General features: G+C 53.5%; 22 protein-coding genes and 1 other annotated feature (1 of these 23 running past the window's edge). Of the genes, 21 read left to right on the top strand and 1 reads right to left on the bottom strand.

All coding sequences use genetic code 11. From position 1 onward, the window contains the following. Positions 1 to 113: 113 nt before the first annotated feature. Together MKX64_RS02150 and MKX64_RS02145 are read left to right on the top strand one after the other, a co-directional pair. Positions 114 to 1,514, top strand: coding sequence for an MFS transporter (locus MKX64_RS02150; RefSeq protein ID WP_341035264.1), 1,401 nt, complete (start codon positions 114 to 116; stop codon positions 1,512 to 1,514). Positions 1,515 to 1,664: 150 nt separating this feature from the next. Beyond that, on the top strand, positions 1,665 to 3,233 hold the full coding sequence (locus MKX64_RS02145; protein ID WP_341035263.1) for an IS1182 family transposase: 1,569 nt from the start codon (positions 1,665 to 1,667) through the stop codon (positions 3,231 to 3,233). 107 nt (positions 3,234 to 3,340) lie between these two features. Here the strand turns inward: MKX64_RS02145 and MKX64_RS02140 are convergent, their stop codons facing one another. Continuing rightward, positions 3,341 to 4,414, bottom strand: coding sequence for a M42 family metallopeptidase (locus MKX64_RS02140; protein WP_155617266.1), 1,074 nt, complete (start codon positions 4,412 to 4,414; stop codon positions 3,341 to 3,343). A gap of 706 nt (positions 4,415 to 5,120) precedes the next feature. On the opposite strand from MKX64_RS02140, the gene spoVAC reads away from it, so the two are divergent. From spoVAC to MKX64_RS02045, 19 genes are all read left to right on the top strand, one after another. Next, positions 5,121 to 5,612, top strand: coding sequence for a stage V sporulation protein AC (gene spoVAC, locus MKX64_RS02135; protein WP_155617267.1), 492 nt, complete (start codon positions 5,121 to 5,123; stop codon positions 5,610 to 5,612). A gap of 6 nt (positions 5,613 to 5,618) precedes the next feature. After that, positions 5,619 to 6,632 (top strand): stage V sporulation protein AD, encoded by a 1,014-nt coding sequence (spoVAD, locus tag MKX64_RS02130; protein WP_095263061.1) that lies wholly within the window; start codon positions 5,619 to 5,621, stop codon positions 6,630 to 6,632. Positions 6,633 to 6,636: 4 nt separating this feature from the next. Continuing rightward, positions 6,637 to 6,987 carry a stage V sporulation protein AE gene (spoVAE, locus tag MKX64_RS02125; protein WP_095263062.1) on the top strand — a complete coding sequence of 117 codons (351 nt, stop codon included), beginning with the start codon at positions 6,637 to 6,639 and terminating at the stop codon, positions 6,985 to 6,987. 258 nt (positions 6,988 to 7,245) lie between these two features. Beyond that, entirely contained in the window at positions 7,246 to 8,202 is a 957-nt protein-coding gene (locus tag MKX64_RS02120; protein WP_095263063.1) for an AAA family ATPase, read from the top strand. A 1-nt stretch (position 8,203) separates the two neighbouring features. After that, on the top strand, positions 8,204 to 9,448 hold the full coding sequence (locus MKX64_RS02115; protein ID WP_095397424.1) for a DUF58 domain-containing protein: 1,245 nt from the start codon (positions 8,204 to 8,206) through the stop codon (positions 9,446 to 9,448). Then, positions 9,445 to 11,652, top strand: a complete 2,208-nt coding sequence (locus tag MKX64_RS02110; protein ID WP_341035262.1) for a DUF4129 domain-containing transglutaminase family protein — start codon at positions 9,445 to 9,447, stop codon at positions 11,650 to 11,652. The genes MKX64_RS02115 and MKX64_RS02110 overlap by 4 nt, the downstream gene beginning before the upstream one ends. Positions 11,653 to 11,801: 149 nt before the next feature. Next, the gene (locus tag MKX64_RS02105; protein WP_095263065.1) at positions 11,802 to 12,332 is read left to right on the top strand and encodes a YqeG family HAD IIIA-type phosphatase; all 531 of its coding nucleotides are present in this window, start codon (positions 11,802 to 11,804) and stop codon (positions 12,330 to 12,332) included. Next, positions 12,329 to 13,456, top strand: coding sequence for a ribosome biogenesis GTPase YqeH (gene yqeH, locus MKX64_RS02100; RefSeq protein WP_155617268.1), 1,128 nt, complete (start codon positions 12,329 to 12,331; stop codon positions 13,454 to 13,456). The genes MKX64_RS02105 and yqeH overlap by 4 nt, the downstream gene beginning before the upstream one ends. Before the next feature lie 37 nt (positions 13,457 to 13,493). Continuing rightward, positions 13,494 to 14,369: a shikimate dehydrogenase gene (aroE, locus tag MKX64_RS02095; RefSeq protein ID WP_230875541.1), complete on the top strand. Its 876-nt coding sequence runs from the start codon at positions 13,494 to 13,496 to the stop codon at positions 14,367 to 14,369. Positions 14,370 to 14,436: 67 nt separating this feature from the next. Then, positions 14,437 to 14,727 (top strand): ribosome assembly RNA-binding protein YhbY, encoded by a 291-nt coding sequence (gene yhbY / locus MKX64_RS02090; protein ID WP_341035260.1) that lies wholly within the window; start codon positions 14,437 to 14,439, stop codon positions 14,725 to 14,727. A gap of 37 nt (positions 14,728 to 14,764) precedes the next feature. Continuing rightward, positions 14,765 to 15,355: a nicotinate-nucleotide adenylyltransferase gene (locus MKX64_RS02085; protein ID WP_095397426.1), complete on the top strand. Its 591-nt coding sequence runs from the start codon at positions 14,765 to 14,767 to the stop codon at positions 15,353 to 15,355. Continuing rightward, a complete protein-coding gene (yqeK, locus tag MKX64_RS02080; protein ID WP_095263069.1) occupies positions 15,339 to 15,917 on the top strand; it encodes a bis(5'-nucleosyl)-tetraphosphatase (symmetrical) YqeK in 579 nt (192 codons plus the stop codon). Before MKX64_RS02085 ends, yqeK begins: the two co-directional genes overlap by 17 nt. Beyond that, positions 15,914 to 16,261, top strand: a complete 348-nt coding sequence (rsfS, locus tag MKX64_RS02075) for a ribosome silencing factor (RefSeq protein ID WP_095263070.1) — start codon at positions 15,914 to 15,916, stop codon at positions 16,259 to 16,261. The genes yqeK and rsfS overlap by 4 nt, the downstream gene beginning before the upstream one ends. After that, the gene (locus MKX64_RS02070; RefSeq protein ID WP_095263071.1) at positions 16,258 to 17,175 is read left to right on the top strand and encodes a CvfB family protein; all 918 of its coding nucleotides are present in this window, start codon (positions 16,258 to 16,260) and stop codon (positions 17,173 to 17,175) included. Before rsfS ends, MKX64_RS02070 begins: the two co-directional genes overlap by 4 nt. A 30-nt stretch (positions 17,176 to 17,205) precedes the next feature. Continuing rightward, the gene (locus MKX64_RS02065) at positions 17,206 to 17,976 is read left to right on the top strand and encodes a class I SAM-dependent DNA methyltransferase (RefSeq protein ID WP_095263072.1); all 771 of its coding nucleotides are present in this window, start codon (positions 17,206 to 17,208) and stop codon (positions 17,974 to 17,976) included. Positions 17,977 to 18,249: 273 nt separating this feature from the next. After that, positions 18,250 to 19,113 carry a sugar phosphate isomerase/epimerase family protein gene (locus MKX64_RS02060; protein WP_095263073.1) on the top strand — a complete coding sequence of 288 codons (864 nt, stop codon included), beginning with the start codon at positions 18,250 to 18,252 and terminating at the stop codon, positions 19,111 to 19,113. 30 nt (positions 19,114 to 19,143) lie between these two features. Further along, entirely contained in the window at positions 19,144 to 20,313 is a 1,170-nt protein-coding gene (locus MKX64_RS02055) for a Gfo/Idh/MocA family protein (protein WP_095263074.1), read from the top strand. A gap of 27 nt (positions 20,314 to 20,340) precedes the next feature. After that, positions 20,341 to 21,414: a Gfo/Idh/MocA family protein gene (locus MKX64_RS02050; RefSeq protein ID WP_095263075.1), complete on the top strand. Its 1,074-nt coding sequence runs from the start codon at positions 20,341 to 20,343 to the stop codon at positions 21,412 to 21,414. A 72-nt stretch (positions 21,415 to 21,486) separates the two neighbouring features. Further along, a complete protein-coding gene (locus MKX64_RS02045) occupies positions 21,487 to 22,368 on the top strand; it encodes an AraC family transcriptional regulator (protein ID WP_095263076.1) in 882 nt (293 codons plus the stop codon). A 47-nt stretch (positions 22,369 to 22,415) separates the two neighbouring features. After that, positions 22,416 to 22,417: a binding site (T-box leader), on the top strand (it continues 259 nt past the right edge of the window).

The following is a 22,417-nucleotide window of genomic DNA, read 5'->3' as shown; positions in this document are numbered from 1 at the left end:
GGAGATGGAATAGAAACGACGGATGGATAAGCTCTCTTTAAATTTTAAGGGGGCTTTTTGTTTGAACCAGTACATGAATGATCCATATTGAATAACAAAGCTGGTGAATCAAGATGAATAGCAGGACACAGCGGCTTGCGCAATATACGATATGCATGGGGGCGTTTCTATCAAATTTGTCGGCAGGGATGTTTAATATTGCGCTTGTTGATATCGCAGGCTCCTTTGCAACGACCATTTCATCCGCTCAATGGATTGTGACCGCGTATCTGCTGGTCATTTCCATCCTTCTGCCCGTAATGGGCAAGCTCGGAGATAAGATGGGCAGGCGCGTGATTCATAACGCAGGAGCGTTTCTGTTTATGGCCGGATCGGTCTTCTGTGCGCTATCCCCTTCACTGAATGGCCTGATTGCTGCAAGAGGGCTGCAGGGAGCGGGGGCCGCGATGTACCAGGCTACCAATATGGCGCTGATCGTTTCTGCTTTTCCAACCGCGCAGCGGGGTAAAGCGCTCGGGTTAATCGGCACCTTTGTCGCAGCGGGTTCTATGATCGGACCGAGCCTCGGAGGGGTTCTCATTCAGTGGTTCTCCTGGCGCAGCAATTTCTGGATGCTTGCTGTGCTTGCGCTTGGGATGTGGATATGCGCACAGCGCTTCATCCCGAAAGATGAGCCGGATGGGGAGAGCCGTCTGGACGTGCCGGGGGCCATATGGTTTGCCGTCTCCCTGACAGGACTCGTTACGGCGGTCAATATGGGCGCGCGCTGGGGTTGGGGGTCCTGGCAGGTTTCCCTGCTGATCCTCCTGTTTCTTGCCGGGGCTTGCGGTTTCGTCGGCTGGTGCCTATCTGCTCGCTGGCGCAAGGAAGGGCGCAGGGAGCGTCCCTTTATCAAGCTGGAGCTGTTCCGGGATGCCGGAATCAGCCTCGGCATATTGACAACCATTATCACTTATATGGCTGCTTTTGCGGCCCAGCTGGCGCTGCCGATATTTCTGCTTGGGGACCTCGGTATCGCCCCGGCTATCGCTGGCCTGATTATGGCGGGATATCCGTTATCTCTCATTATTGTCTCGCCTCTATCGGGCAGTTTGTCAGACAGGCTCGGCACCTTCCCGCTGCTTAGTGCCGGACTGTTCATGATGACAATCGTTTTGATGGCGCTCAGTTTTGTGTCAGCTTCCTATCCTTTAATTGTTCTTATCTTGCTGATTGTCTTGCTAGGGGGATCGATGGGAATGATAACCCCGCCGAACAATTCCCTTGTGATGAACCGGGCTGCCCAATCGGATCTCGGGCTAATCAGCAGTCTTCTGGCCCTTTCCCGCAATCTGGGCATGATGTTCGGAACAGCCGCCGGAGGCGTGCTGCTGTCTCAGTCTGGGGGCACTGACGGCGCTGGCGGGATGCGGATGATGTTTGCGCTGACGACCGGGCTCGTAGCTGCGGTTCTTGTTGCGATTGTGCTGTCCTTTCGGCTGGCCAGACATAAGGAGCTGTCTTCTTCATCCTAGGCAGTGGACAATATACAAAGAAGGGGCTGTCTCAAAAGTCATCGTAGATGACTGAGGGACAGCTCCTTCTTTAATTTGTAAAACAAAAAGAAACCTCTCTTTGGTAAAATGAAGGTACCACCCAAACATTTCCCTAAAGGAGAGGTTTCTTTGTACATTCAATATACCATGGACCAACTGTTTCTGCCAATGGACCTTGAGGAAGATATTCCACAAAATCACGTCGTTCGCATCATCAACGATGCCGTCAACCGAATCGACGACAAGATCTTCGAGGCCGCCTACTCTGGAGGCGGTCGTCCTAGCTTCCACCCCAAACTCATGACGAAGATCATCATTTACGCCTACAGCCAACGGATCTATTCATCCCGTCAAATTGCGAAGGCTGTGAGGGAGAACATCCCCTTCATGTGGCTTGCCGCCCGGCAGCGCCCGGACTTCCGCACCATAAACCGATTCCGCTCAGAGCGGATGAAAGACGTTCTCGAAAAAGTATTCACGGCTGTGTTGGAACTGCTTGTGGAAGAGGGCTACATTATGCTAGAGCATTACTTCGTCGACGGTACCAAGATCGAGGCGAATGCCAACCGCTATACGTTTGTCTGGGGGAAATCCGTTGTCAAGCAACAGGCGAAACTTGAGGAGAAAGTAAAATCGCTCTTCACCGAGATTGAGGAGCAGGAACTGCTGGAAGAAGCGGCTCATGCGGGCGAGGATCTGGCTGAACTGGGCGAGTCCAACGAACTGACCAGCGCTAAGCTGGAGAAGGCCGTTGCGAAATTGGAGCAAAAGCTACAACATGAACCGAAAAACAAACCAGTGAAGAAAGCCGTCCGCCTTCTGCGCAAGGATCTACTTCCCCGCAAGCATAAGTATGAGCTTCAACGGAAACTGCTGGGCGACCGTAACAGCTACAGTAAGACTGACCCGGATGCAACCTTCATGCGAATGAAAGAAGACCATATGCGAAACGGCCAACTTAAGCCAGGATACAATGTTCAGATCGGTACGGAAAACCAATTTATCGTCGGCTACTCCTTGCACCAACGACCGACGGACACGCGCTGCCTCATTCCCCATCTAGAGAAAGTAAAAGAAATGTTGGGTAAGTTGCCGAAGACCATCATTGCGGACGCTGGTTACGGCAGCGAAGAAAATTACGCGCGCTTGGAGCAGGAAGATTGCGAGGCGCTTGTCAAATATAACACCTTTCATAAAGAAAATTCGAAGAAGTGGAAGCAAGACATCAGCAAGATCGACAACTGGACTTACCAGCAGGAGTCCGATACTTGGTTGTGTCCGAATGGCCGCACGCTCCACTTCCTGCGAGAGCGCAAGAAAAAGAACGAAAGCGGATATGAGCAACAGGTACGCCATTATCGGAGTGCTGACTGTGAGGGCTGTCCATTCAGAGAAAGATGCAGTAAAACAAACAGGAACCGAGAGATCGAGGTGAGCATGACCTTTCTTCGCTACAAGGCAGAAGCAAGAAAGAAGCTTCGGAGCGAGGAAGGACGAGAGTTATCCATCCGGCGCATGATTGAGGTTGAGAGTGTGTTCGGACAAATGAAAAACAACCGAGGATTCCGGCGATTCCTGCTTCGAGGCTTGCCGAAAGTGAGCACGGAGGTAGGGTGGCTTTCGCTTGCCCACAATCTGCTCAAGCGAGCGACATTGAGTCAAAAAATTGAAAACGGCCGGTCAGGAATAGACTCCTGACCGGCCGTTTTTCAATGTCTAAAGCAGGGATTACTGATTCGTACGTTCTTTAACCCCCCTTTTGAGACAGCTCCTTCCAAGTGAACGATGTGGACGGCAAGCGAGGATCAAGCCCGTTCCAAGATCGTATTCAGTGTGGTGCGGTCAAGCCCTTTGACAAGCTTGATCAGCAGCTCTCTGGCCGCCTCGTAATCATCGGTATGGATAATCGATGAGGACGTGTGAATGTATCTGGAGCAGATGCCGATGATGGTGGACGGCACGCCGATACCGCTCAGGTGTACCTGGCCTGCATCCGTTCCGCCCGGAGATACAAAGTACTGATATTTGATCTTGTGTGTCTCGGCAGTATCCTGCACGTATTCGACCATCCCGCGATGGGTCAGCATAGTCGGGTCGAAGATGCGAAGCAGCGCGCCTTGCCCGAGCTGGCCGAACTGGCTTCTGTCACCCGTCATGTCATTTGCAGCACTGGCATCGAGTCCGAAGAAAATGTCCGGCTGAATCAGATTGGCAGCGGTGCGGGCACCGCGAAGCCCAAGCTCTTCTTGAACCGTAGCGCCAGCATAAACGATGTTTGGCAGCTGTTCGCCATGAAGCGCTTTGACCAGCTCGATGGCCAAACCGACACCATAGCGGTTGTCCCATGCTTTGGCCATAATCTTCTTCGGATTTGCCAGCGGCGTAAATTCGCAGATTGGAACAATCTGCTGGCCCGGACGAATGCCGAATGATTCGGCTTCCGCCTTGTTGTCAGCGCCGATATCGATATACATCGACTTGATGTCAACCGGTTTGCTGCGCTGAGCTTCATCCAGCAAATGGGTCGGCGTCGATCCGACCACCCCGATGATCGGTCCATTGTCCGTTATAATTTGCAGACGCTGGGCGAGAATGGCCTGGCTCCACCAGCCGCCCAGTGGCTGAAAGCGGATCATGCCGGCCTCGGTAATGCCGGTAACCATAAATCCCACTTCATCCATATGGCCTGCGACCATGACCCGCGGTCCTTCCTCCTTCCCTCTCAATACGGCGAACAGACTGCCGAGGCGGTCCTGTACGAACTCGTCGGTGTAGGGGGAGAGGGCGTTCTTCACCAAAGCCCGAAGCTCGCGCTCAAAGCCCGGCGCTGCCGGGAATTCGGTCAATGTACGGAATAGCTCGCGTGTCGATTCATTCATTCTATGATTCGCTCCTTCGTATAAAGGTATGTATAATCTGCATAGTTCTAGTATGCCCCCGGCACGTACAAATGTCCACCTGACGACGATATGCCATGGCGGCTTTGAGGGCATACATACGATTACCTTCGTCATGACATTCCGCGAGAAAGGAACGGCGCGAACCCTGTTCATGAACACTTTGAACAAGCACCCGATCCGCTGAGCGGGAATACGATATATGGACCACTGCTTTACTTGGATCTCGGAGGGAAGGGACAGGACTGACTATGGGCCAACATTCAGGGGATGTGTGGGAACGGCAAGCGGATGTGAGAGATCTTCTGCTCATCGTGGTGCTCTTTATATTATTGGTTATTTTGCTGCTGTATGTATTGATTTAACCTGGTAAATAACGAGGTCTGAAAAACAGTGTCCAGCCTTCGCTGGGCGCTGTTTTGTTGTATGCGGCTACCGGCTATGGGGAGACGCGCTAACACCGGGCGATTTCAGGCCGTTTAAATGGACAAGCTTATCGAACAGGCGGTAGGGAGCGCCTATTATAAACCGCCAGTTTGTGCCAAAACGGGAATGAATATTGGCAAGCAAGGACCATTTTCCAAACATAAAGGAAGATCATTCAAAGCATAATGATGACTAGGATATCCTAGCTATTTCGCCGGATCCTTTCGTGCGAATCAAATCACATACCGGAGGTGCGTTCATAATGTCTGACTCCAATCAAGCATCCCAGTCAAGCTTAAGCCAGATGAGCTCGGATGAATATAAAGCCATTGCCAAAAAACACGAACCTTCCCGACCGGTCATTCGAAACTGCATTCGGGCGTTTCTGGTCGGAGGTCTTATTTGCTTGATTGGTCAATGCATTCAGGAGTTTTTTATGTCGGTGTTTGACATGACCACCAAAGAGGCAGCCAGTCCGACCGTGGCGGTTCTTATTATTATCTCCGTCGTTCTGACCTGCTTTGGCGTGTATGACAAAATCGCCCAGTGGGCGGGTGCAGGCAGCGCTGTGCCCGTGACCGGATTTGCGAATTCCATGTGTTCCGCCGCTTTGGAACATCGTTCGGAAGGGCTGGTTCTGGGTGTGGGGGCCAAAATGTTTAAACTGGCTGGTTCCGTTATTGTATTCGGTACAGTGGCTGCTTTCATTATCGGCATCATCTATGCCCTGCTGGGCTTCGGTGGAAGGGGGTAAGCGGACATGAAGGTAACCGGACAGACATGGGAATATGAGAACAAACCGGTCATTATCGGAACAGGCACCATTGTAGGTCCTGAGGAAGGGGAGGGGCCGCTGGCCGAAGACTTTGATTATGTCTACGATAACATTCGGATCAATGAGAAGACTTGGGAGAAGGCCGAGCGGAGACTGCTGGAAGAAGCCGCCCGAAAGGCTGCCGAGAACGCTGGAATCACGGAAGACGAAGTTCAGTTTTTTGTTGGCGGAGACCTGATGAACCAGATTATTAGCAGTTCATTTGCCGCCAGACAGATGGGCGTGCCTTATCTGGGCGTGTTCGGCGCATGTTCGACCTCGATGGAAAGCCTGGCCGTTGCGTCCATGATCGTGGATTCGGGCGGGGCGAAATATGTTATGGCCGGCACGGCAAGTCATAACTGTACGGTTGAGAAGCAGTTCCGATATCCGACGGAGTACGGTTCCCAGAAGCCGCCCTATGCGCAGTACACCATTACCGGCGCAGGCTGCTCCGTGGTATCTGATCAGGGCGACGGTCCCTCCATAACGCATGCGACGATCGGCAAGGTGATGGACCTTGGCATCAAGGATCCGTTTAACATGGGTTCGGCCATGGCCCCGGCGGCAGCGGATACCATTACGAAGCACTTTAAGGACACAGGGCGCAAAGCCTCCGATTATGATCTGATTGTAACCGGTGACCTGGCTTCGGTTGGCTTGCCGATTGCCAAGGATCTGCTGAAGCAGAACAACGTTGTGATGGACGGAACGATATTTGATGACTGCGGCCTGATGATCTATGACTTGACCAAGCAGAAATTCGTTAACGCCGGCGGCAGTGGCTGCGGCTGCTCAGCCGTGGTTACGTATGGTCATATTCTGAAGCGCATGCGAAAAGGGGAGCTGAAAAGAGTGCTTGTCGTGGCTACAGGAGCGCTTCTGTCGCCGCTTTCTTATCAGCAGGGGGAGACGATTCCTTGTATCGCGCACGCAGTAGCATTAGAGATGGGAGGTTAACGAGATGCAATTTTTATGGGCCTTTATTGTCGGCGGCCTCATCTGCGTTATCGGGCAGCTCATGATGGACCTTATCAAGCTGACGCCGGCGCATACGATGAGCACGCTGGTCGTTGTCGGAGCGATTGCCGATGGCCTCGGCTTGTACGATCCGCTCGTGAAATTTGCGGGAGCCGGCGCATCGGTACCCATCACCAGCTTCGGCAACTCGCTTGTCCATGGCGCGCTGACCGAGCTGGAGAGGGACGGATGGATCGGTGTTGTCACAGGGATATTTGAGGTGACTAGCGCGGGGATATCCTCCGCGATTATCTTCTCCTTTATTGCCGCCCTTCTGTTTCGCCCAAAAGGTTAAGAACTTTTTCTTGAAGCCTTCGGTGAAGCTTTCGGGAAGCCGATTTGCCAAACATGATCCGGCCAACATATCGTTCAAAACTGAATTGCCGAACATAGCACGAAAGCCCTGGTATGTTAAACCAGGGTTTTTTGCTGTGTATTAAAGGAATTTGGCTGTGGACGGCGATAAATAACGCACTTGAATGTACTCCGGCATCCCAATCATGTACAATAGTACTAAACCATCTATTTATTCCCTACAGGAGGTTAGTCATACATGCCCGTAAGCCAAGAATCCATGAAAATCATTTCCTCGGTGCGATCCAATCTGGAGTCGTGCCTGCTAGGCAAAGAATTTGAGATACAGCTGCTCCTCACAGCGCTGCTGGCTGGCGGCCATGTTCTGATCGAGGATGTACCTGGAACCGGCAAAACCCAGCTCATCAAAGGGCTTGCCAAATCGATGCAAGGGGATTACAGAAGAATCCAGTGCAACCCGGATATTCTTCCTAGTGATATTACAGGGGTGTCCGTGTTTCATCCGCGTGATGAACGCTTTTATTTCCGGCCGGGCCCCGTGATGACCAACATTCTTCTGGCCGATGAAATCAATCGTGCCACCACGAAAACCCAATCCGCTTTGCTGGAAGTCATGGAAGAGCGCAGCGTAACTGTTGATGGCGAAACCCATGCGCTTCCGCATCCGTTTATGCTATGTGCAACCCAGAATCCGATTGACTTTGAAGGTACGTACATGCTGCCAGAAGCGCAGCTGGACCGCTTCATGCTGAAGCTGAGTCTTGGCTATCCTGATGCCGCAACCGAGAAGGAGCTGATGGTTCGCTCGCGTGAAGGACAGCTGACGGACAAGCTTGCACCGGTCACTCATATGGAAATGATAGCGGCCATTCAGCATGAGATTCGTGAGGTATACCTCGGAGATCCTGTGGCTGATTATTTGTTGAATATAACCCGCGCTACCCGTGAACATCCGGCTGTGCTGCTCGGGGCCAGCCCGAGAGCTACGCTATCGTTCATGAACGCGGCCAGAGCCTATGCTTTCCTGCAGGAGCGCGATTACGTGCTTCCTGATGACGTCAAGACCCTTGCCCCTTACGTCCTTTCGCACCGGATTATGCTGCGTCCGGAGTCCAGGCTGGATAACACCAATGCCGAATCGGTGCTTCAATATATTTTGCGTCAGGTGAAAGTGCCTGTACAGATGGGGAAATAGCATGCGTCGTGCGGTTTTCTTATTACTGAAAGGGATGCAGCCGTCCAAACTGGCAGCGGTGTTGGCGGTATGGGGCATTTGTTTGCTGTACGTGCTCTTTCAAGGCGGCAAAACCTCGCTCATGCTGTTCTCTATGGTAAGTCTGCTTGCGATTTATATTATCGGTGCCGGGTTCGGCGGAGTTAATCGCGTGAAAGCCTCACGCAGCGTATCCGGCACAGGCAACCGGGAGACGCTGCGCGCCGGGGAGCAGGTGCGCATTCAACTGAACGTGAACGTGCCGGGCCTGCTGCCGATGCCCTACCTCATTATCCGCGAAGTGCTCAAACGACATAATGGCGACACCTGGTCCTTTGAGGACAGTGTCATTCCCAACTTTCGCGGTGAAGGGCGTCTTACATTTCAGACCCCCTCTCTGGAGCGGGGGAGATATGCCTTCTCCAATACCGAATGTATCAGTGAAGATATTTTCGGACTGATGGAACACCGGGGGCGTATCGAGGTGGCTACCGAATTCCGCGTTCTGCCGCGGACGATCCATATTCCGGACTGGCAGCGCAGCATTCGCAACTCCAGGCTTGGTGGCACACAGACGACGATCTCGTCTTCACGCCGGGAGACGACACAGATCAACGGCGTCCGGGATTATGTATACGGCGATCGGATCTCGCGGATCCACTGGAATGCAACTGCCAAGACAGGATCGTGGAAGTCGAAGGAGTTCGAGCATGAGTCTTTTCCGAAAACGATGATCGTTCTGGACTGTACCGCCTCGAGCTATGAGCATTCGCAGCAATTCGAACTGGCGGTATCCGCTGCAGCCTCTCTGATCGAATATACGGGCCGCGAGCATACAGGAACAGGCTTGTTCACGGCGGGTCAGGAGCCGAAGCTGTTTCCGCCAACCGATAACAAGGGCGACCGGATGCGCATGATCCAGCATTTGGTGGACGTAGATAAAGACCGTAAGGGCGATCTTATTACCGCTTTGGAGAAATCATATCGTCATTTTCCTAAAGGCGCCCTGTTTATGCTGATCAGTCCGATGACAGGCCGGGAAGCTGTAGAGGTGCTGCGCTGGGCTGAGACGAGGGGCATGAATCCTTGTTTCTTGCGAATCGAAAGCGCGAATCAGGCGTCTGCGCCGGATGAAACGCTGCAGCTGCTGAAGACGCGGGGGATATCCAGCTACGCCACTTCGACACTGGAGGGGCTTCCTGCCGCACTAGGAGGTGGTGTCACGTGAAGCTATGGGTGGACAAGCTGTCGTCAGTATTCTTTCAGGGGCTGACCATGCTGTGGATATGGATCATTGGCATGCAGTGGGTATCCTTTACGGAAACGATCTGGCTGGATGAGACGACAGCAGTCGTTATTGCAGCGTTGTCCATTACAGCGATCATTGAAGCTTTGATACCGGCAACGTTCGTTTTAAGGATGCTGCTGCAGGTGGCACTCATCGCTTTCTCCGTCCACAGAATTCTGGATGCTCACGGGTTGCCTGTGCCAACGGACATGGTGAGGGGCTTGCTGTCGGACGAAGCATCGTATCTGTTGCCTTACTTGTGGTTTGCGCTGGCGGCGTGGGCGATCGTTCTGCTCATCGTTAGGCTGTCGGACAGCAGAAGAAAGATTCTAATGATCATTGCGATCAACGTCATCAGCTTTACGATACTCGATTCTTTCACCCATCTTGAGCTGTGGGATGAAACGGCATGGATTGCCGCTGCCGGCATGGGCTGGCTGGTGACAAGCCATTTCAATAAATTCAGGGCGCGGTTTCCGCAAGGTTGGCGTCATCTTTCCAAGTCTCCGTTCAAGATTATCGCCAACATCCTGGTTATCTTTTCGTTAATTATATTGGCCGGGGTGAACATGCCCTATGTTCAGCCAACACTGACAGACCCGTATACGGCGTGGAGGGAACTGAGCGGATCACCGCTGTCGGGTACTTCTACAACAGGCACCGGATCTTTGCTCGAAGTGCCGACGGAAAGCACGTCCGGGTATGGCCGGGAGGACAATAACCTCGGGGCTGGATTCAACTTCGACTACTCACCTGTTATGACAGTGAGCTCTGATGAGCGGAGCTATTGGCGAGGAGAGGTCAGAACGCAATACTCAGGGACCGGTTGGGCAGACGGAGGCGGGCGCAGAGGCGGTTCGGATGTCCGCCTGAACGATGACCTGCAAGGCGATTTGTCCACGACGGTATCAACGAAGAGCGTTCAGCAAACAATAACGATGCTGAGCGATGATGTCTATCCCGTATTATTTGGGGCCTACGCCGTTTCTCGCATCGACAGCATGGATGCCGATGTCGACCCTGACTTGCTGCGCTGGGTGCCTGAAGGATCGGAGCTTCACATGAGGAGCCAGCAGCGTTATCCTAAGAGCTACACCGTGACATCGGAAATTCCGGTAATTCCTGTGGAAGAGCTAAGTAAACGAACCTATGAGGAGCTGTATTCAGGCTCGGTGGACGATGCTTATTTGCAAATCCCGAGGAATTTTCCGGACCGGGTAGAGCTGCTCGCGGAAGAGGTAACCGCTACGGGGCAGACGCCTTATGAGAAAGTGGTGCTGCTGCAGGATTATTTGCAATCGAATTATACCTACACCAACTCGCCGGATCTGTCCCGCAAGCAAAGTCCCGACTTTGTGGAAGGGTTTCTGTTTGAAATCCGGGAAGGCTACTGCGACTACTTCTCAACCTCGATGGTCATGATGGCCAGATCGCTTGATATTCCTGCACGCTGGGTGAAAGGCTACGCACCGGGAAGCGTGTCCATTCAAGAGTTCATGCCGATGGATGGGATGGTCAGCATGGATCCTGGCATGTACACGGTCACCAATGCCGATGCGCATTCCTGGGTGGAAGTGTACTTCGGGGAGTACGGCTGGATTCCAATTGAGGCTACGCCAGGTTTCAGCATGCCGATTCTGACTAGCATGGAGGAATCCGAGCCGGTCATTTCGGAGGAGCTGCTGGAAGAGGAGGAGGCTCTGGAAGAGTCTGCACCGGCTGCGGCACCAGAGCAGGCATCCTCCGGCCTTATGAAATGGATTGTGATGATCGCAGCGGCAATTATCGCCCTGTGGGGGGCCTACATTCTGTGGAGAATGAAGCTCGATCTGCGTTTCGCAGGCGCACGCCTGAAAGCAGGTAAGCCGCTGACACCAGCGGACAAGGTGATTGCCGAGACGGAACGCTGGCTGCGCTTTGTCCATCGGAGAGGGCTTGTGCGCGAGTCACATGAAACCTTGCGGGAATCCATTATGCGCTGGGCGGATACGTATCCGACACTTCGGACTGAACTGCATCCGCTGTTGCGGAAGTTTGAGTCCGCCCGTTACAGCCCTGCCCAGGTGCAGGAGGACGAGTGGCGCGCCGTCCAGGAGCAGGCTGATCTGCTCAAGAAATCGATGAAGAAAGTCAAACTTATTTAAATAAGACCGCCCGGGTTTCCGAAACTGTCGGAATGCCGGGTGGTCTTTTGCTCGAATACAGCGCCTGGGGTTGAAATGAGCCAAGATGTTTTTTTACTAAGGAACCGGAATATGGTATAGTTTTTCGTATGAAATTGAGGTGACGTATCTTGTTTGAAATGCTTGTGCCCAAGCTCCGCGTAAACACCGTGTTTGATATTGATCTGGAGAAGCTCTATCAGCAGGGTTACCGCGGCATCATTACGGATTTGGATAATACGCTTGTCGGTGCGAAGGCGCCGCTGGCTACACCTGAACTGGTTGAATGGTTCAAGAAGGTGAAGGAGATCGGATTCCAGCTGATTATTGTGTCCAATAACCAACTGGAGCGCGTGTCGAAGTTTGCGACGCCGCTGGATATTGAATTTGTTCACCAAGCGCGCAAGCCGACCAATGCGCCGTTCCGCAAAGCGATGACGATGATGGACCTGCCTGCGGACCAGACGGTGGTGGTCGGAGACCAGATGCTGACGGACGTTTATGGCGGCAATCGATTGGGATTGTTTACGATTCTCGTCATGCCGATTGCCATTGGTGACGAAGGCTGGTTCACACGCCTGATCAATCGCCGGATCGAGCGGATCGCATTGACGCGGCTCCGTAAAAAGGGATTATGGTTTGAGGAGGAAAAGAATACATGACAGAGCCTTGGAGCGGACAAGACATCAAGAAATGCAGCGGCTGCGGCATTCGTCTTCAAAGTACAGCGCAGGGCGAGCCGGGATATTTGCCGGATAAGGCCTGGGAGCGGGAGCCGGTCATCTGTCAGCGCTGTTTCCGGATTAAAAACTACAACGAGGCATCTTCCGTCGCGGTGGATCAGGATGAATTTTTGCGGCTGCTGGGACAGATCGGCGGCAAGAATGCGCTCGTTATTCATATTGTGGACCTGTTTGATTTTGAGGGGAGCCTGATATCGGGGTTGCAGCGGTTTGTTGGCAATAACCCGGTCATTCTGGCTGTTAACAAAACAGACCTTCTTCCGAAGGTGACCAACTGGAACAAGGTGCTCAACTGGGTACAAAAGAGCTGCAAGGAGCATGGCCTGAGAACGGTTGATATCGTGCTGTGCAGCGCCAAGAAGAACCAGGGCTTTGATCGGCTGCTGGAGTCGGTCGCAGCCCGCAGAGGAGACCGGGATGTCTATGTCGTGGGGGCTACCAATGTAGGCAAATCCACGCTGATCAACCGGCTGATCCGGGATTACAGCGATCTGGATCAGGAGCTTACGACATCGCGTTATCCGGGGACGACGCTCGATATGGTCAACATCCCGCTGGATGACGGAAAATTCATCATTGATACACCGGGGATCGTATACCCGTGGAGATATAGCGAATTGGTGAGCCGTGAGGATCTGGGCGCGATCATGCCAGAGAATCCGCTCAAGCCGATGGTTTATCAGCTCAATGAAGGGCAGACGCTGTTCTTTGGCGGGCTCGGACGGTTTGATTTTGTACAGGGGGAACATCAATCGTTCACCTGCTTTGTGAGCGGAAGGCTGAAGATTCATCGCACTAAGCTGGAGCGGGCGGATGAGCTGTTCGAAGAACATGCGGGTGAGCTTCTGTCTCCGCCGACGAGAGAGCGGCTGGCCGAGATGCCGGAATGGACCCGACACGAGCTTCGGATTCCGAAGGGATCCCGTCTTGATGTGTTCATGTCCGGTCTTGGCTGGGTTAAGGTGAACAGCGATCAAGGCGCGCTCGTAGCGGTTCATGTGCCGCGAGGCGTCAAGGTGCTGCTGCGCCCGTCCTTGATCTGACAGCAGGATGGAGACGGTTATTGATGGAGGCGGAGAAATGAACGGTAATATTATGCACGGCACTGTAGACGGCAGCAGTTGGCTGCTGCTCGGTGTCATGGGCGATCCGATCGCTCACTCCAAATCGCCGGTCATGCATCAGGCGGCGTTAGCCGAGCTTGGCCTGCAAGGCGCTTACGTCCCGCTTCACATACGTCCGAAAGGGCTTGCGGATGCAATTTCGGCCGTGCGTTCCTTACATTTTCGCGGTGTGAACGTGACAATTCCGCACAAGGTTGAGGTCATGAAGTACTTGGATGAAGTGGATGAAGGCGCAGCCCAGATCGGGGCGGTGAACACGATTGTGAATGACAATGGCAGGCTGAAGGGATATAATACGGACGGCATCGGATACGTCCGTTCCCTTAAGGACGAGGCGTGCCCGGATCTGTCCGGCAAGCGGATCGCGGTTCTCGGAGCCGGGGGCGCAGCCCGCGCTATTGTCTACGCGTTGATCGCCGAGCAGCCTGCAGTGATTTCGATTCTGAACCGGACGGAAGCCAAAGCGCGGGAGCTGGCCGAGGAATGGAGCAAGCTCGCGGACATCCGGGGGTTTGGCGAGGAGGCAAGCTGCGAAGTTCTGGCTGCTGCAGATGTCGTCATTAATACGACCTCGGTCGGCATGCATCCGAACATTGGAGATGTTCCCGTCAATCCGGACTTCATTCGCGAGGGGGCTGTCGTCAGTGACCTGATCTACAATCCGCTGAAGACGTCCCTGCTGCGCGAAAGCGAGCGAAGACAGTGCACCGTTCACGGCGGGCTTGGCATGTTTGTCAACCAGGGCGCTTACGCATTTGAATTCTGGACTGGGCTGGATGCCCCGGTGACGGCCATGCGGGAAGCGGTGCTTAACAGCTTTCGCTCAGGGTAAACTAGGGTTAAAATAAATAAAGACACTTGGATTTCAATAGATGAATCATTAAGGAGCACGTATATACATGTTAACTGGAAAGCAAAAGCGATTTTTACGGTCTCAGGCCCACCATCTGGATCCGATCTTTCAGGTCGGCAAAGGAGGAAGCAATGAGCATTTGATCAGACATGTGTCTGAGGCGCTTGAGAAGCGGGAGCTGATCAAGGTATCGGTTCTTAACAACTGCCTGGAGGATCCGCGTGATATTGCCGAGGAGATTTCGGCTGGCGCACATGCGGAACTGGTTCAGGTTATTTGCAAAACGATTGTGCTGTACAAGGAATCGAAGGATCACAAAACGATCGAGCTTCCTTGACGCATAAAAGCCACCTTGGTGCATAAGGGGATTCGTGATGAAGATAGGTATTATGGGAGGCACCTTTGATCCGATTCATATCGGACATCTGCTGGCCGCCGAAGCTGCCCGCGATGCCCACGCCCTGGATGAAGTATGGTTCATGCCGAGCCACATCCCTCCGCACAAGGAGGACGCAGGCATGACCGGCCGCGTGCGGCTTGCGATGGCCGCTGAAGCGATAGCCGGTCATCCGTCCTTTCGCCTGCTCGATTGGGAAGTGAAGCGGGGCGGGATTTCCTACACCGTTGATACGGTGAAGGAGCTGAAGGAGGTATATCCCGATCACAGCTTTGCTTTCATTATCGGGGCCGATATGGTCAATTATCTCCCAAAGTGGAACCGGATTGAGGAGCTTGCCGGGATGCTGACTTTTATTGGCGTCAACCGTCCGGGTTCGAAGCTTGCGGTTGATCAGCTGCCAGACTTCCTGCAGAAGGCGGTAGTGACGGCGGATATGCCGCTTGTCGATATTTCGTCCACGACGATTCGCGAGCGGGCGGCAGCGGGTAAATCCATTCGTTTTATGGTGCCGGACCGGGTATATGATTATATTGTTAGGAGCGGTATTTATGGTGTACAGCCGTGAGCAGTTGATGGAGGCGGTATCTGCCCAGATGCCAGCCAAACGATGGGCGCATACCCTTGGGGTTATGGAGACGGCAGTCCGGCTGGCGGAACAATACGGCGCGGACCCCGTCAAGGCGGATCTGGCGGCGATTTTGCACGATGTTGCGAAGTATTGGCCGGTACAGAAGCTGGAGCAGATGATCAAGGATCACGGCTTGTCTTCAGAGCTGCTGGATTATGACAAACAGCTGTGGCATGCCGAGGTGGGCGCTTTTGTAGCCAGGCAGGAATACGGTGTGGAGGATCAGGAAGTGCTGGATGCGATCCGATATCACACCTCTGGCCGCGTCGGCATGACCCTGCTTGACAAAGTGGTCTGTCTGGCCGACTACATCGAGCCGGGACGCGATTTTCCCGGGGTGAATAATATTCGCGATCTGGCCAACCATAGCCTTGAGGAGGCGCTGGTTGCCGGATTCGAGTCAACAATACAATTTCTTCTGTCGAGAAGGCAGATCATTTTTCCATTAACGTTTATGGCACGCAATGATCTTATTAAGCAATTGGAGGCGAATTCATGACATTAGGTCCAAATGAATTGTTACAAGTGGCCGTTCAGGCTGCAGAAGACAAAAAAGCAATGGATATCGTAGTTCTCGATCTAAAAGGGATTTCGCTGGTGGCTGACTATTTTGTCATCTGTCACGGTAACTCGGACACCCAGGTACAGGCGATTGCAACTGAAATTCGCAAGCGGGTGCATGAGGTTGGAGCTTCCCTGCGCGGTCTTGAGGGAATGGATGCCGCGCGCTGGGTGCTGATGGATATCGGAGATGTGGTCGTTCATATCTTCCACCGGGACGAGCGCGAGTATTACAACATCGAGCGTCTGTGGTCTGACGCCAAAGTGGTGGAGAAAGTATGAGCCTGCTCGCAGGGACCATCGTTGAGCTTGAAGTATCCCGAGAGGTATCTCCGTATGGATACTTTCTGAATGCCGGGGATCGGGATGTTCTGCTTCATTACTCGGAGATTATCGGGAAAATTCAGCCTGGCGACAAGGTTGAGGTGTTTATTTTCTTCGATACCGAGGACCGGCTCGCAGCTACGATGAAAAAACCATACTTGACTCTCGGCGAGACAGCCAAGCTGATGGTGGCTGACGTTCACCCGAGACTGGGCTGCTTTCTGGAGATGGGACTTGGCAGACAGCTGCTGCTTCCGATTCGGGAGCTTCCGGAGCTGCGCGAGCTCCATCCGCAGGTTGGCGACCATGTGTTTGTTACGATGGAGCATGACAAGCAGGGCCGTCTTCGGGCCAAGCTGGCCGGAGAAGAGCAACTGGCTCCGCTTGCGTTCCATGCACCTGACTCCTGGAAGGGAGAATGGTTCAATGCGCTGGTGTACAAGCCGCTTCAGATGGGAACGTTTGTCATCGTGGATGGCGGGGTCATCGGATTTGGCGTAATCGGCATGATTCACTCCTCGGAACGGACGCGCCTTCTTCGCCTTGGTGAGGAGGTCCGTGTGCGGGTAAGTCATATTCGTGAGGATGGCCGGGTTAATCTGTCGATGGTGCCGCGCAAGGAAGTCAGCCGTAACGATGATGCGGATCGGCTGCTTGCTTTTCTGAAGGAGCGTCCGGGGCATGCGATGCCTTATTCCGATGAAACACCGCCAGATATTATCAAACAGCGGTTTGGGATCAGTAAATCGGCTTTCAAGCGGGCGCTTGGGAAACTGATGAAGGACGGTCTCGTTACCCAGAAGGAAAGCTGGACCTACCTTGTGAATAAAGACGAGCCTGAGTCCCCAGATACAGCCAAACCGACGAAATAATTAAGCAAAGTTTCAGAAAGTGGTGCCGTCATGATGTCTTATCGCAAGTTCGCCTACGTATATGACCAACTTATGGAGGATATGCCCTACCCGGACTGGATCAGGTTTGCCAGAACGGCATGGGAGAAGCACGGGATGCCGAAAAGCGTTGCGGAGCTGGGCTGCGGCACCGGCAGCATTACAATTCCGCTGGTCAACTCCGGATTCGAGGTTACCGGGATCGACTTGTCTGCCGACATGCTGTCCGTTGCCCGTCGCAAGCTGGAGGACACTGCGGGCGGAAGCCGGCTGTACCGGGAAGGCAGCATCCGCTGGATTCAGCAGGATATGCGCTCCTGGGAGCTGCCGGAGCAGGTGGACTCCGTCATCTCCTTCTGTGACTGCTTCAACTATTTGCTGGAAGAGGACGATATCCGCTCCGCATTCGACAGAACCTATGCCGGTCTTAAGGAAGGCGGCACGTTTCTGTTTGATGTTCATCATCCGAACACATTTGTCCGCTACGATGAAGAGCAGCCGTTTGTGCTGGATGAGCGGGGCGTTTCCTACATATGGACCTGCGCACTGGATGAAGCCCGCTGCGAAATCGAGCATCATCTCTCGATTTTTGCGCGCGATGAGAAAGATCCATCCATCTATCGCCGGTTTGAAGAGACACATGTCCAGCGGGGTTACGACCCTGAATGGATGAGAACCGAGCTGGTCAAGGCCGGGTTTCGCGACGTGCAATGCTACGCGGACTTCGAATGGATCGAAGCCGGGCCGGATGCGAGCCGGCTGTTCTATGTTGCGATCAAGTAATGCGGCGGCATGCACGCGTTCTTAAATGAAATCGATGGGCATAAAATACACCTTCGTATAGCGTTCCAGCGCTGTGTGAAGGTGTTTTTGTATGCAGCCGGATTAATTGAAAGATGCGAATGCGCATGTTTATTTGACTGTGGTTAAGATGGAGCGGAAACGGTATAGGTTTGGCGATGGGACTGTGATAGGATGATCAAAAAATCAACGCACCTGTCATTGTCACGGATCTGTTGATGATGGATCACCGACGGGAAAGGATGGTATACGAGCATGAAGCTATCTGTTTTTACCGTAGCAACCCCGGACTTGACGCCGGAAGAGCTGGCCAAGGCAGCCATGGATGCCGGGATTGAAGGCATTGAATGGAGATTCAAGGAGGTGCCGCCGGAGGCTGCCGATGAGAGCCCATCCTTCTGGCGGAATAATCGCTGTTCCATCGACCCCGGGGGCTCCGAGGAGGAATGGCTTCGATTCAAGCGAGCAGCAGAGTTATATGGACGTAAAAGTCTGGCGGTGGTCCCTTATTTGACATGCGGGGATCTGGAAGCGACGGACAGCGTTATGAAAGCGGCTGCATTACTGGACGCCTCCTTCATTCGTATCGGGATTCCAGGTTATGACCGGACGTCCAATTACAATGAGCTGTATGCCCAAACGGTGGCCTATTTAACTGAAGTGGAGCAGATGGCTTCCTCTTACCGGCTGAAGGCGCTGGTGGAGACGCATCATCAGACGATTGCCCCGAGCGCCAGCTTGGCGTACCGGCTTGTCCGGCATTTTCACCCCGACCACATCGGCGTGCTCTACGATCCAGGTAATATGGTGCATGAAGGATATGAGAATTACAGGATGGGGCTGGAGCTGCTGGGGCCTTACCTGGCCCATGTTCATGTCAAGAATGGAGGTTACCACCGAGCGACCGCAGGCGGTCCGGGCAAAGCGGTCTGGGGTACGTCATGGTCTCCGCTCGATGAAGGTGCTGTTCCATGGGCACAGGTGATTGCGGATCTGCAAGCGGTGGGATACGACGGGTATTTCGGAATTGAGGATTTCAGCGGCACTCATGCATCCCGAGAGATGCTGATTCAATTTGCAGAGAAAATGGGGTTATGGACCAGCCTCAAAACGGTATAAGCAGCTTTTAGATAAAGAGGAGGAATGCACATGAAACAGGTCAGAATCGGTGTCATTGGACTTGGAATGGGATTCTCGCATGCGAAATCGCTGGCTTCCGGAGCCATAGCCGGGGCGAAGCTGACTGCAGTATGCGATATTAATCCGGCGAAGCAGCAGGCGGCTGCAGAGACGCTGCCAGCCGATGTAAAGGTGTGGAGCGATGCGGAAGCGATGGCGGCCTCGGGCGAGGTTGATGCTGTCGTGATCGCGACGCCGCATTACGGACATCCGCAGGAAGCGATCCGGTGTCTGAACAAAGGGCTGCACGTGCTGATCGAAAAGCCGGCCGGCGTATATACGAAGCAGGTGCGGGAGCTTAACAAGGTCGCTGCGGACAGCGGCAAGGTGTTCTCGATTATGTACAATCAGCGCTGCAATCCGCTGTATAAAAAGCTGCGCGAGCTGATCGCTGCCGGAGAGCTGGGGGAAATCCGCCGCACCAACTGGATTATCACCAATTGGTACCGCTCCCAGAGCTATTACGATTCCGGAGGATGGCGGGCAACCTGGGCCGGCGAAGGCGGCGGCGTGCTTATCAACCAATCCCCGCATCAGCTTGACTTATGGCAGTGGACGACCGGCATGATGCCTGTCCGGGTTCGCGCCTTCTGCGCCTTCGGAAAGTATCGCAACATTGAGGTTGAGGATGATGTAACGGCCTATGTGGAGTATGAAAACGGGGCGACGGGGGTCTTTATTACGACCACGGGCGAAGCGCCGGGGACGAATCGGTATGAGGTGAACGGGGACCGCGGCAAAATCGTAATTGAGGACGGCAAACTGACATTTTGGCGGCTTCGTGTTCCGGAGCCTGAATTCAATCAAACCTATAAGGGCGGCTTCGGCGAACCCGAATGCTGGAAATGCGACGTTCCGGTAGATCCGCATCATCCTCAGCATAACGGAATTTTACAAAATTTCACCGACGCGATTCTGAAAGGCACTCCGCTGATTGCTCCCGGAGAAGAGGGAATTCATGGCCTGACCCTGTCCAATGCGATGCATCTGTCCACCTGGACGGACAACTGGGTTGAGCTCCCGCTGGATGAGGAACTGTATCATAGCATGCTGCAGGAGCGGGCAGCGAACTCGGTCAAGCGCAAGCCGGTTCAGGAGATTGAATCTGTGGATATGAGCTCAACGTTCGGCTCTTATTGATGCTGAAGCATGGGAGGAGGAAAGGTGATGGATCGCAGCAACGGAATGATGTATGCGCCCGAGGGCAAGCCGCAGCCGGTATGCAAGCCAGGCGAGTTTGTAATCGCGGCGATGGCGTTGGAGCACGGGCATATATACGGCATGTGCAACGGATTGATCGAGGCGGGTGCTGTGTTGAAATGGGTGTATGATGCGGACCCGGCCAAGGTGCAAAGCTTTTGTGATAAATATCCCGGTGTGAAAGCGGCATCCTCGGAGGCGCAAATCCTGGAGGACCCTGAAGTTGCGCTTGTGGCAGCGGCTGCTATTCCTTCGGAACGCTGTGCGCTGGGCCTCAAGGTGATGTCCCATGGAAAGGACTATTTTACAGACAAGACGCCATTCACAACGCTGGAGCAGGTAGCTGCTGCGCGTGCGAAGGCGGCAGAGACCGGAAGGAAGTACATGGTCTACTACAGCGAGCGCCTTCATGTGGAGAGCGCGGTTCATGCGGGGAAGCTCATTCACGACGGGGCGATCGGCAAGGTCGTCCAGGTGATCGGCACGGGACCGCATCGCTTGAACGCCGGGTCCAGGCCGGACTGGTTCTTCAAGCATGAGCAGTATGGCGGAATCTTATGTGATATCGGTTCTCACCAGATTGAGCAGTTTCTTTATTATACAGGCAACAAGAATGCGAGAATTGCCGGCAGCAAAGTGGCTAATTACGCCAACCCGCAATATCCGGAGCTGGAGGATTTCGGTGACGCTTCCCTGATCGGCGACAACGGAGCAACGGGCTACTTCCGCGTCGATTGGCTGACTCCCGCCGGACTTGGCACTTGGGGGGACGGGCGAACGATCATTCTCGGCACAGCAGGGTATATCGAGCTTCGCAAATATATTGATGTGGCCCGGCATCCGTATGGGGATCAGCTGTATCTCGTAAACGGCGAGGGCGAGTTCCATATGGATCTGCGGGGGAAGGTAGGTTATCCGTTTTTCGGGGAGCTTATTCTCGACTGTCTGAACCGTACGGAACACGCGATGACGCAGGAGCATGCATTTAAAGCCGGGGAGTTATGTGTACTCGCGCAAAAAGAAGCCGTGCGAATTCAATAATTGCTATATAATGAAGATCATGGAGAGCCCGCTCAGGCAAGAGGGGCAGCGGTGGTATAAGGAGGGTTGCTCATGACTTCATCATCCGATTCCGGGCGCATCTCGCTCTTCGATCCTATGGGGCAGCAGGAGCCGTTCGATTTCGGTTACCATGTGGATTCCCCGATGACCGGAGGCCAGTTTCATTCCCATTCTCTGTATGAAATCTATTATTTTCACGAAGGGCGCTGCACATATCTGATCGGGGATTCGATCTTTGTGCTGAAGCCTGGCGACCTGCTGCTGATGAACGGACTGACGCTTCATTGTCCGAAGGTTGAGCCGGGCACGCCTTACATAAGAAGCATCATCCATTTTGATCCCGCTTGGGTGTGCAGGGATATGCCCGAGTCTGTAAGAAGCGCTTTGCTTGAACCCTTTGCGTCCCTGCTTAATTACCGAATGACGCTGGAGGGAGCAAGGAAGGCGGAATTCGAGAGCATGCTGGCTGGCATGCATCGGCTTGGACTGTCGAAGAACAGGTTCGTTCGGGAGCGTATGGCGCTGAGGCTGCAAGAGATGATGTACATGATATCAGACTGGTGTCAGGGCGCGGTTCAGGACCAGGAAGCCGTTTCGGATAAGGAGCGGCATGTGCAGCATGTTATTTCATTTGTAGAGCAAAACTATATGTATGATTTGACCCTGGACCAAATCGCCAGGGAGGCGCATGTGACCAAGCATTATCTGTCCTCCCTCTTTAAAGAGATTACGGGCACGAGCGTGTTCAAATATGTATACAATCGCAGGATCAACCAGGCCAAAATTTTGCTGAGACTGAATCCCGATCTGAGCATTACGGAAGTCAGTCAGGCTGCAGGGTTCAAACATCTGGCTCACTTCAGCCGGATGTTTAAAGAGATGGTAGGCGCAACGCCGGAGCATTACCGTAAAAGCGGGGTCGACATTCATTGACTTCACCTTGCATTTTGGTTATAATAGCCACATTAAAATGATACACATG

It is taken from the genome of Paenibacillus sp. FSL M8-0334 (genome assembly GCF_038000405.1).
In the GTDB taxonomy this organism is placed as follows: Bacteria; Bacillota; Bacilli; order Paenibacillales; family Paenibacillaceae; genus Paenibacillus_AQ; species Paenibacillus_AQ campinasensis.
Note: the sequence above shows the minus strand (reverse complement) of the source record. Positions and strands in the feature narration are given on the sequence as shown.

Excerpts from the sequence above, each read along its gene's own strand:
- MKX64_RS02150 (WP_341035264.1), top strand. The coding sequence starts at position 114 with ATGAATAGCAGGACACAGCGGCTTGCGCAATATACGATATGCATGGGG.
- MKX64_RS02140 (WP_155617266.1), bottom strand. The coding sequence starts at position 4,414 with ATGAATGAATCGACACGCGAGCTATTCCGTACATTGACCGAATTCCCG.
- spoVAC (WP_155617267.1), top strand. The coding sequence starts at position 5,121 with ATGTCTGACTCCAATCAAGCATCCCAGTCAAGCTTAAGCCAGATGAGC.
- spoVAD (WP_095263061.1), top strand. The coding sequence starts at position 5,619 with ATGAAGGTAACCGGACAGACATGGGAATATGAGAACAAACCGGTCATT.
- spoVAE (WP_095263062.1), top strand. The coding sequence starts at position 6,637 with ATGCAATTTTTATGGGCCTTTATTGTCGGCGGCCTCATCTGCGTTATC.
- MKX64_RS02120 (WP_095263063.1), top strand. The coding sequence starts at position 7,246 with ATGCCCGTAAGCCAAGAATCCATGAAAATCATTTCCTCGGTGCGATCC.
- MKX64_RS02115 (WP_095397424.1), top strand. The coding sequence starts at position 8,204 with ATGCGTCGTGCGGTTTTCTTATTACTGAAAGGGATGCAGCCGTCCAAA.
- yqeH (WP_155617268.1), top strand. The coding sequence starts at position 12,329 with ATGACAGAGCCTTGGAGCGGACAAGACATCAAGAAATGCAGCGGCTGC.
- aroE (WP_230875541.1), top strand. The coding sequence starts at position 13,494 with ATGAACGGTAATATTATGCACGGCACTGTAGACGGCAGCAGTTGGCTG.
- yhbY (WP_341035260.1), top strand. The coding sequence starts at position 14,437 with ATGTTAACTGGAAAGCAAAAGCGATTTTTACGGTCTCAGGCCCACCAT.
- MKX64_RS02085 (WP_095397426.1), top strand. The coding sequence starts at position 14,765 with ATGAAGATAGGTATTATGGGAGGCACCTTTGATCCGATTCATATCGGA.
- yqeK (WP_095263069.1), top strand. The coding sequence starts at position 15,339 with ATGGTGTACAGCCGTGAGCAGTTGATGGAGGCGGTATCTGCCCAGATG.
- rsfS (WP_095263070.1), top strand. The coding sequence starts at position 15,914 with ATGACATTAGGTCCAAATGAATTGTTACAAGTGGCCGTTCAGGCTGCA.
- MKX64_RS02070 (WP_095263071.1), top strand. The coding sequence starts at position 16,258 with ATGAGCCTGCTCGCAGGGACCATCGTTGAGCTTGAAGTATCCCGAGAG.
- MKX64_RS02065 (WP_095263072.1), top strand. The coding sequence starts at position 17,206 with ATGATGTCTTATCGCAAGTTCGCCTACGTATATGACCAACTTATGGAG.
- MKX64_RS02060 (WP_095263073.1), top strand. The coding sequence starts at position 18,250 with ATGAAGCTATCTGTTTTTACCGTAGCAACCCCGGACTTGACGCCGGAA.
- MKX64_RS02055 (WP_095263074.1), top strand. The coding sequence starts at position 19,144 with ATGAAACAGGTCAGAATCGGTGTCATTGGACTTGGAATGGGATTCTCG.
- MKX64_RS02050 (WP_095263075.1), top strand. The coding sequence starts at position 20,341 with ATGGATCGCAGCAACGGAATGATGTATGCGCCCGAGGGCAAGCCGCAG.
- MKX64_RS02045 (WP_095263076.1), top strand. The coding sequence starts at position 21,487 with ATGACTTCATCATCCGATTCCGGGCGCATCTCGCTCTTCGATCCTATG.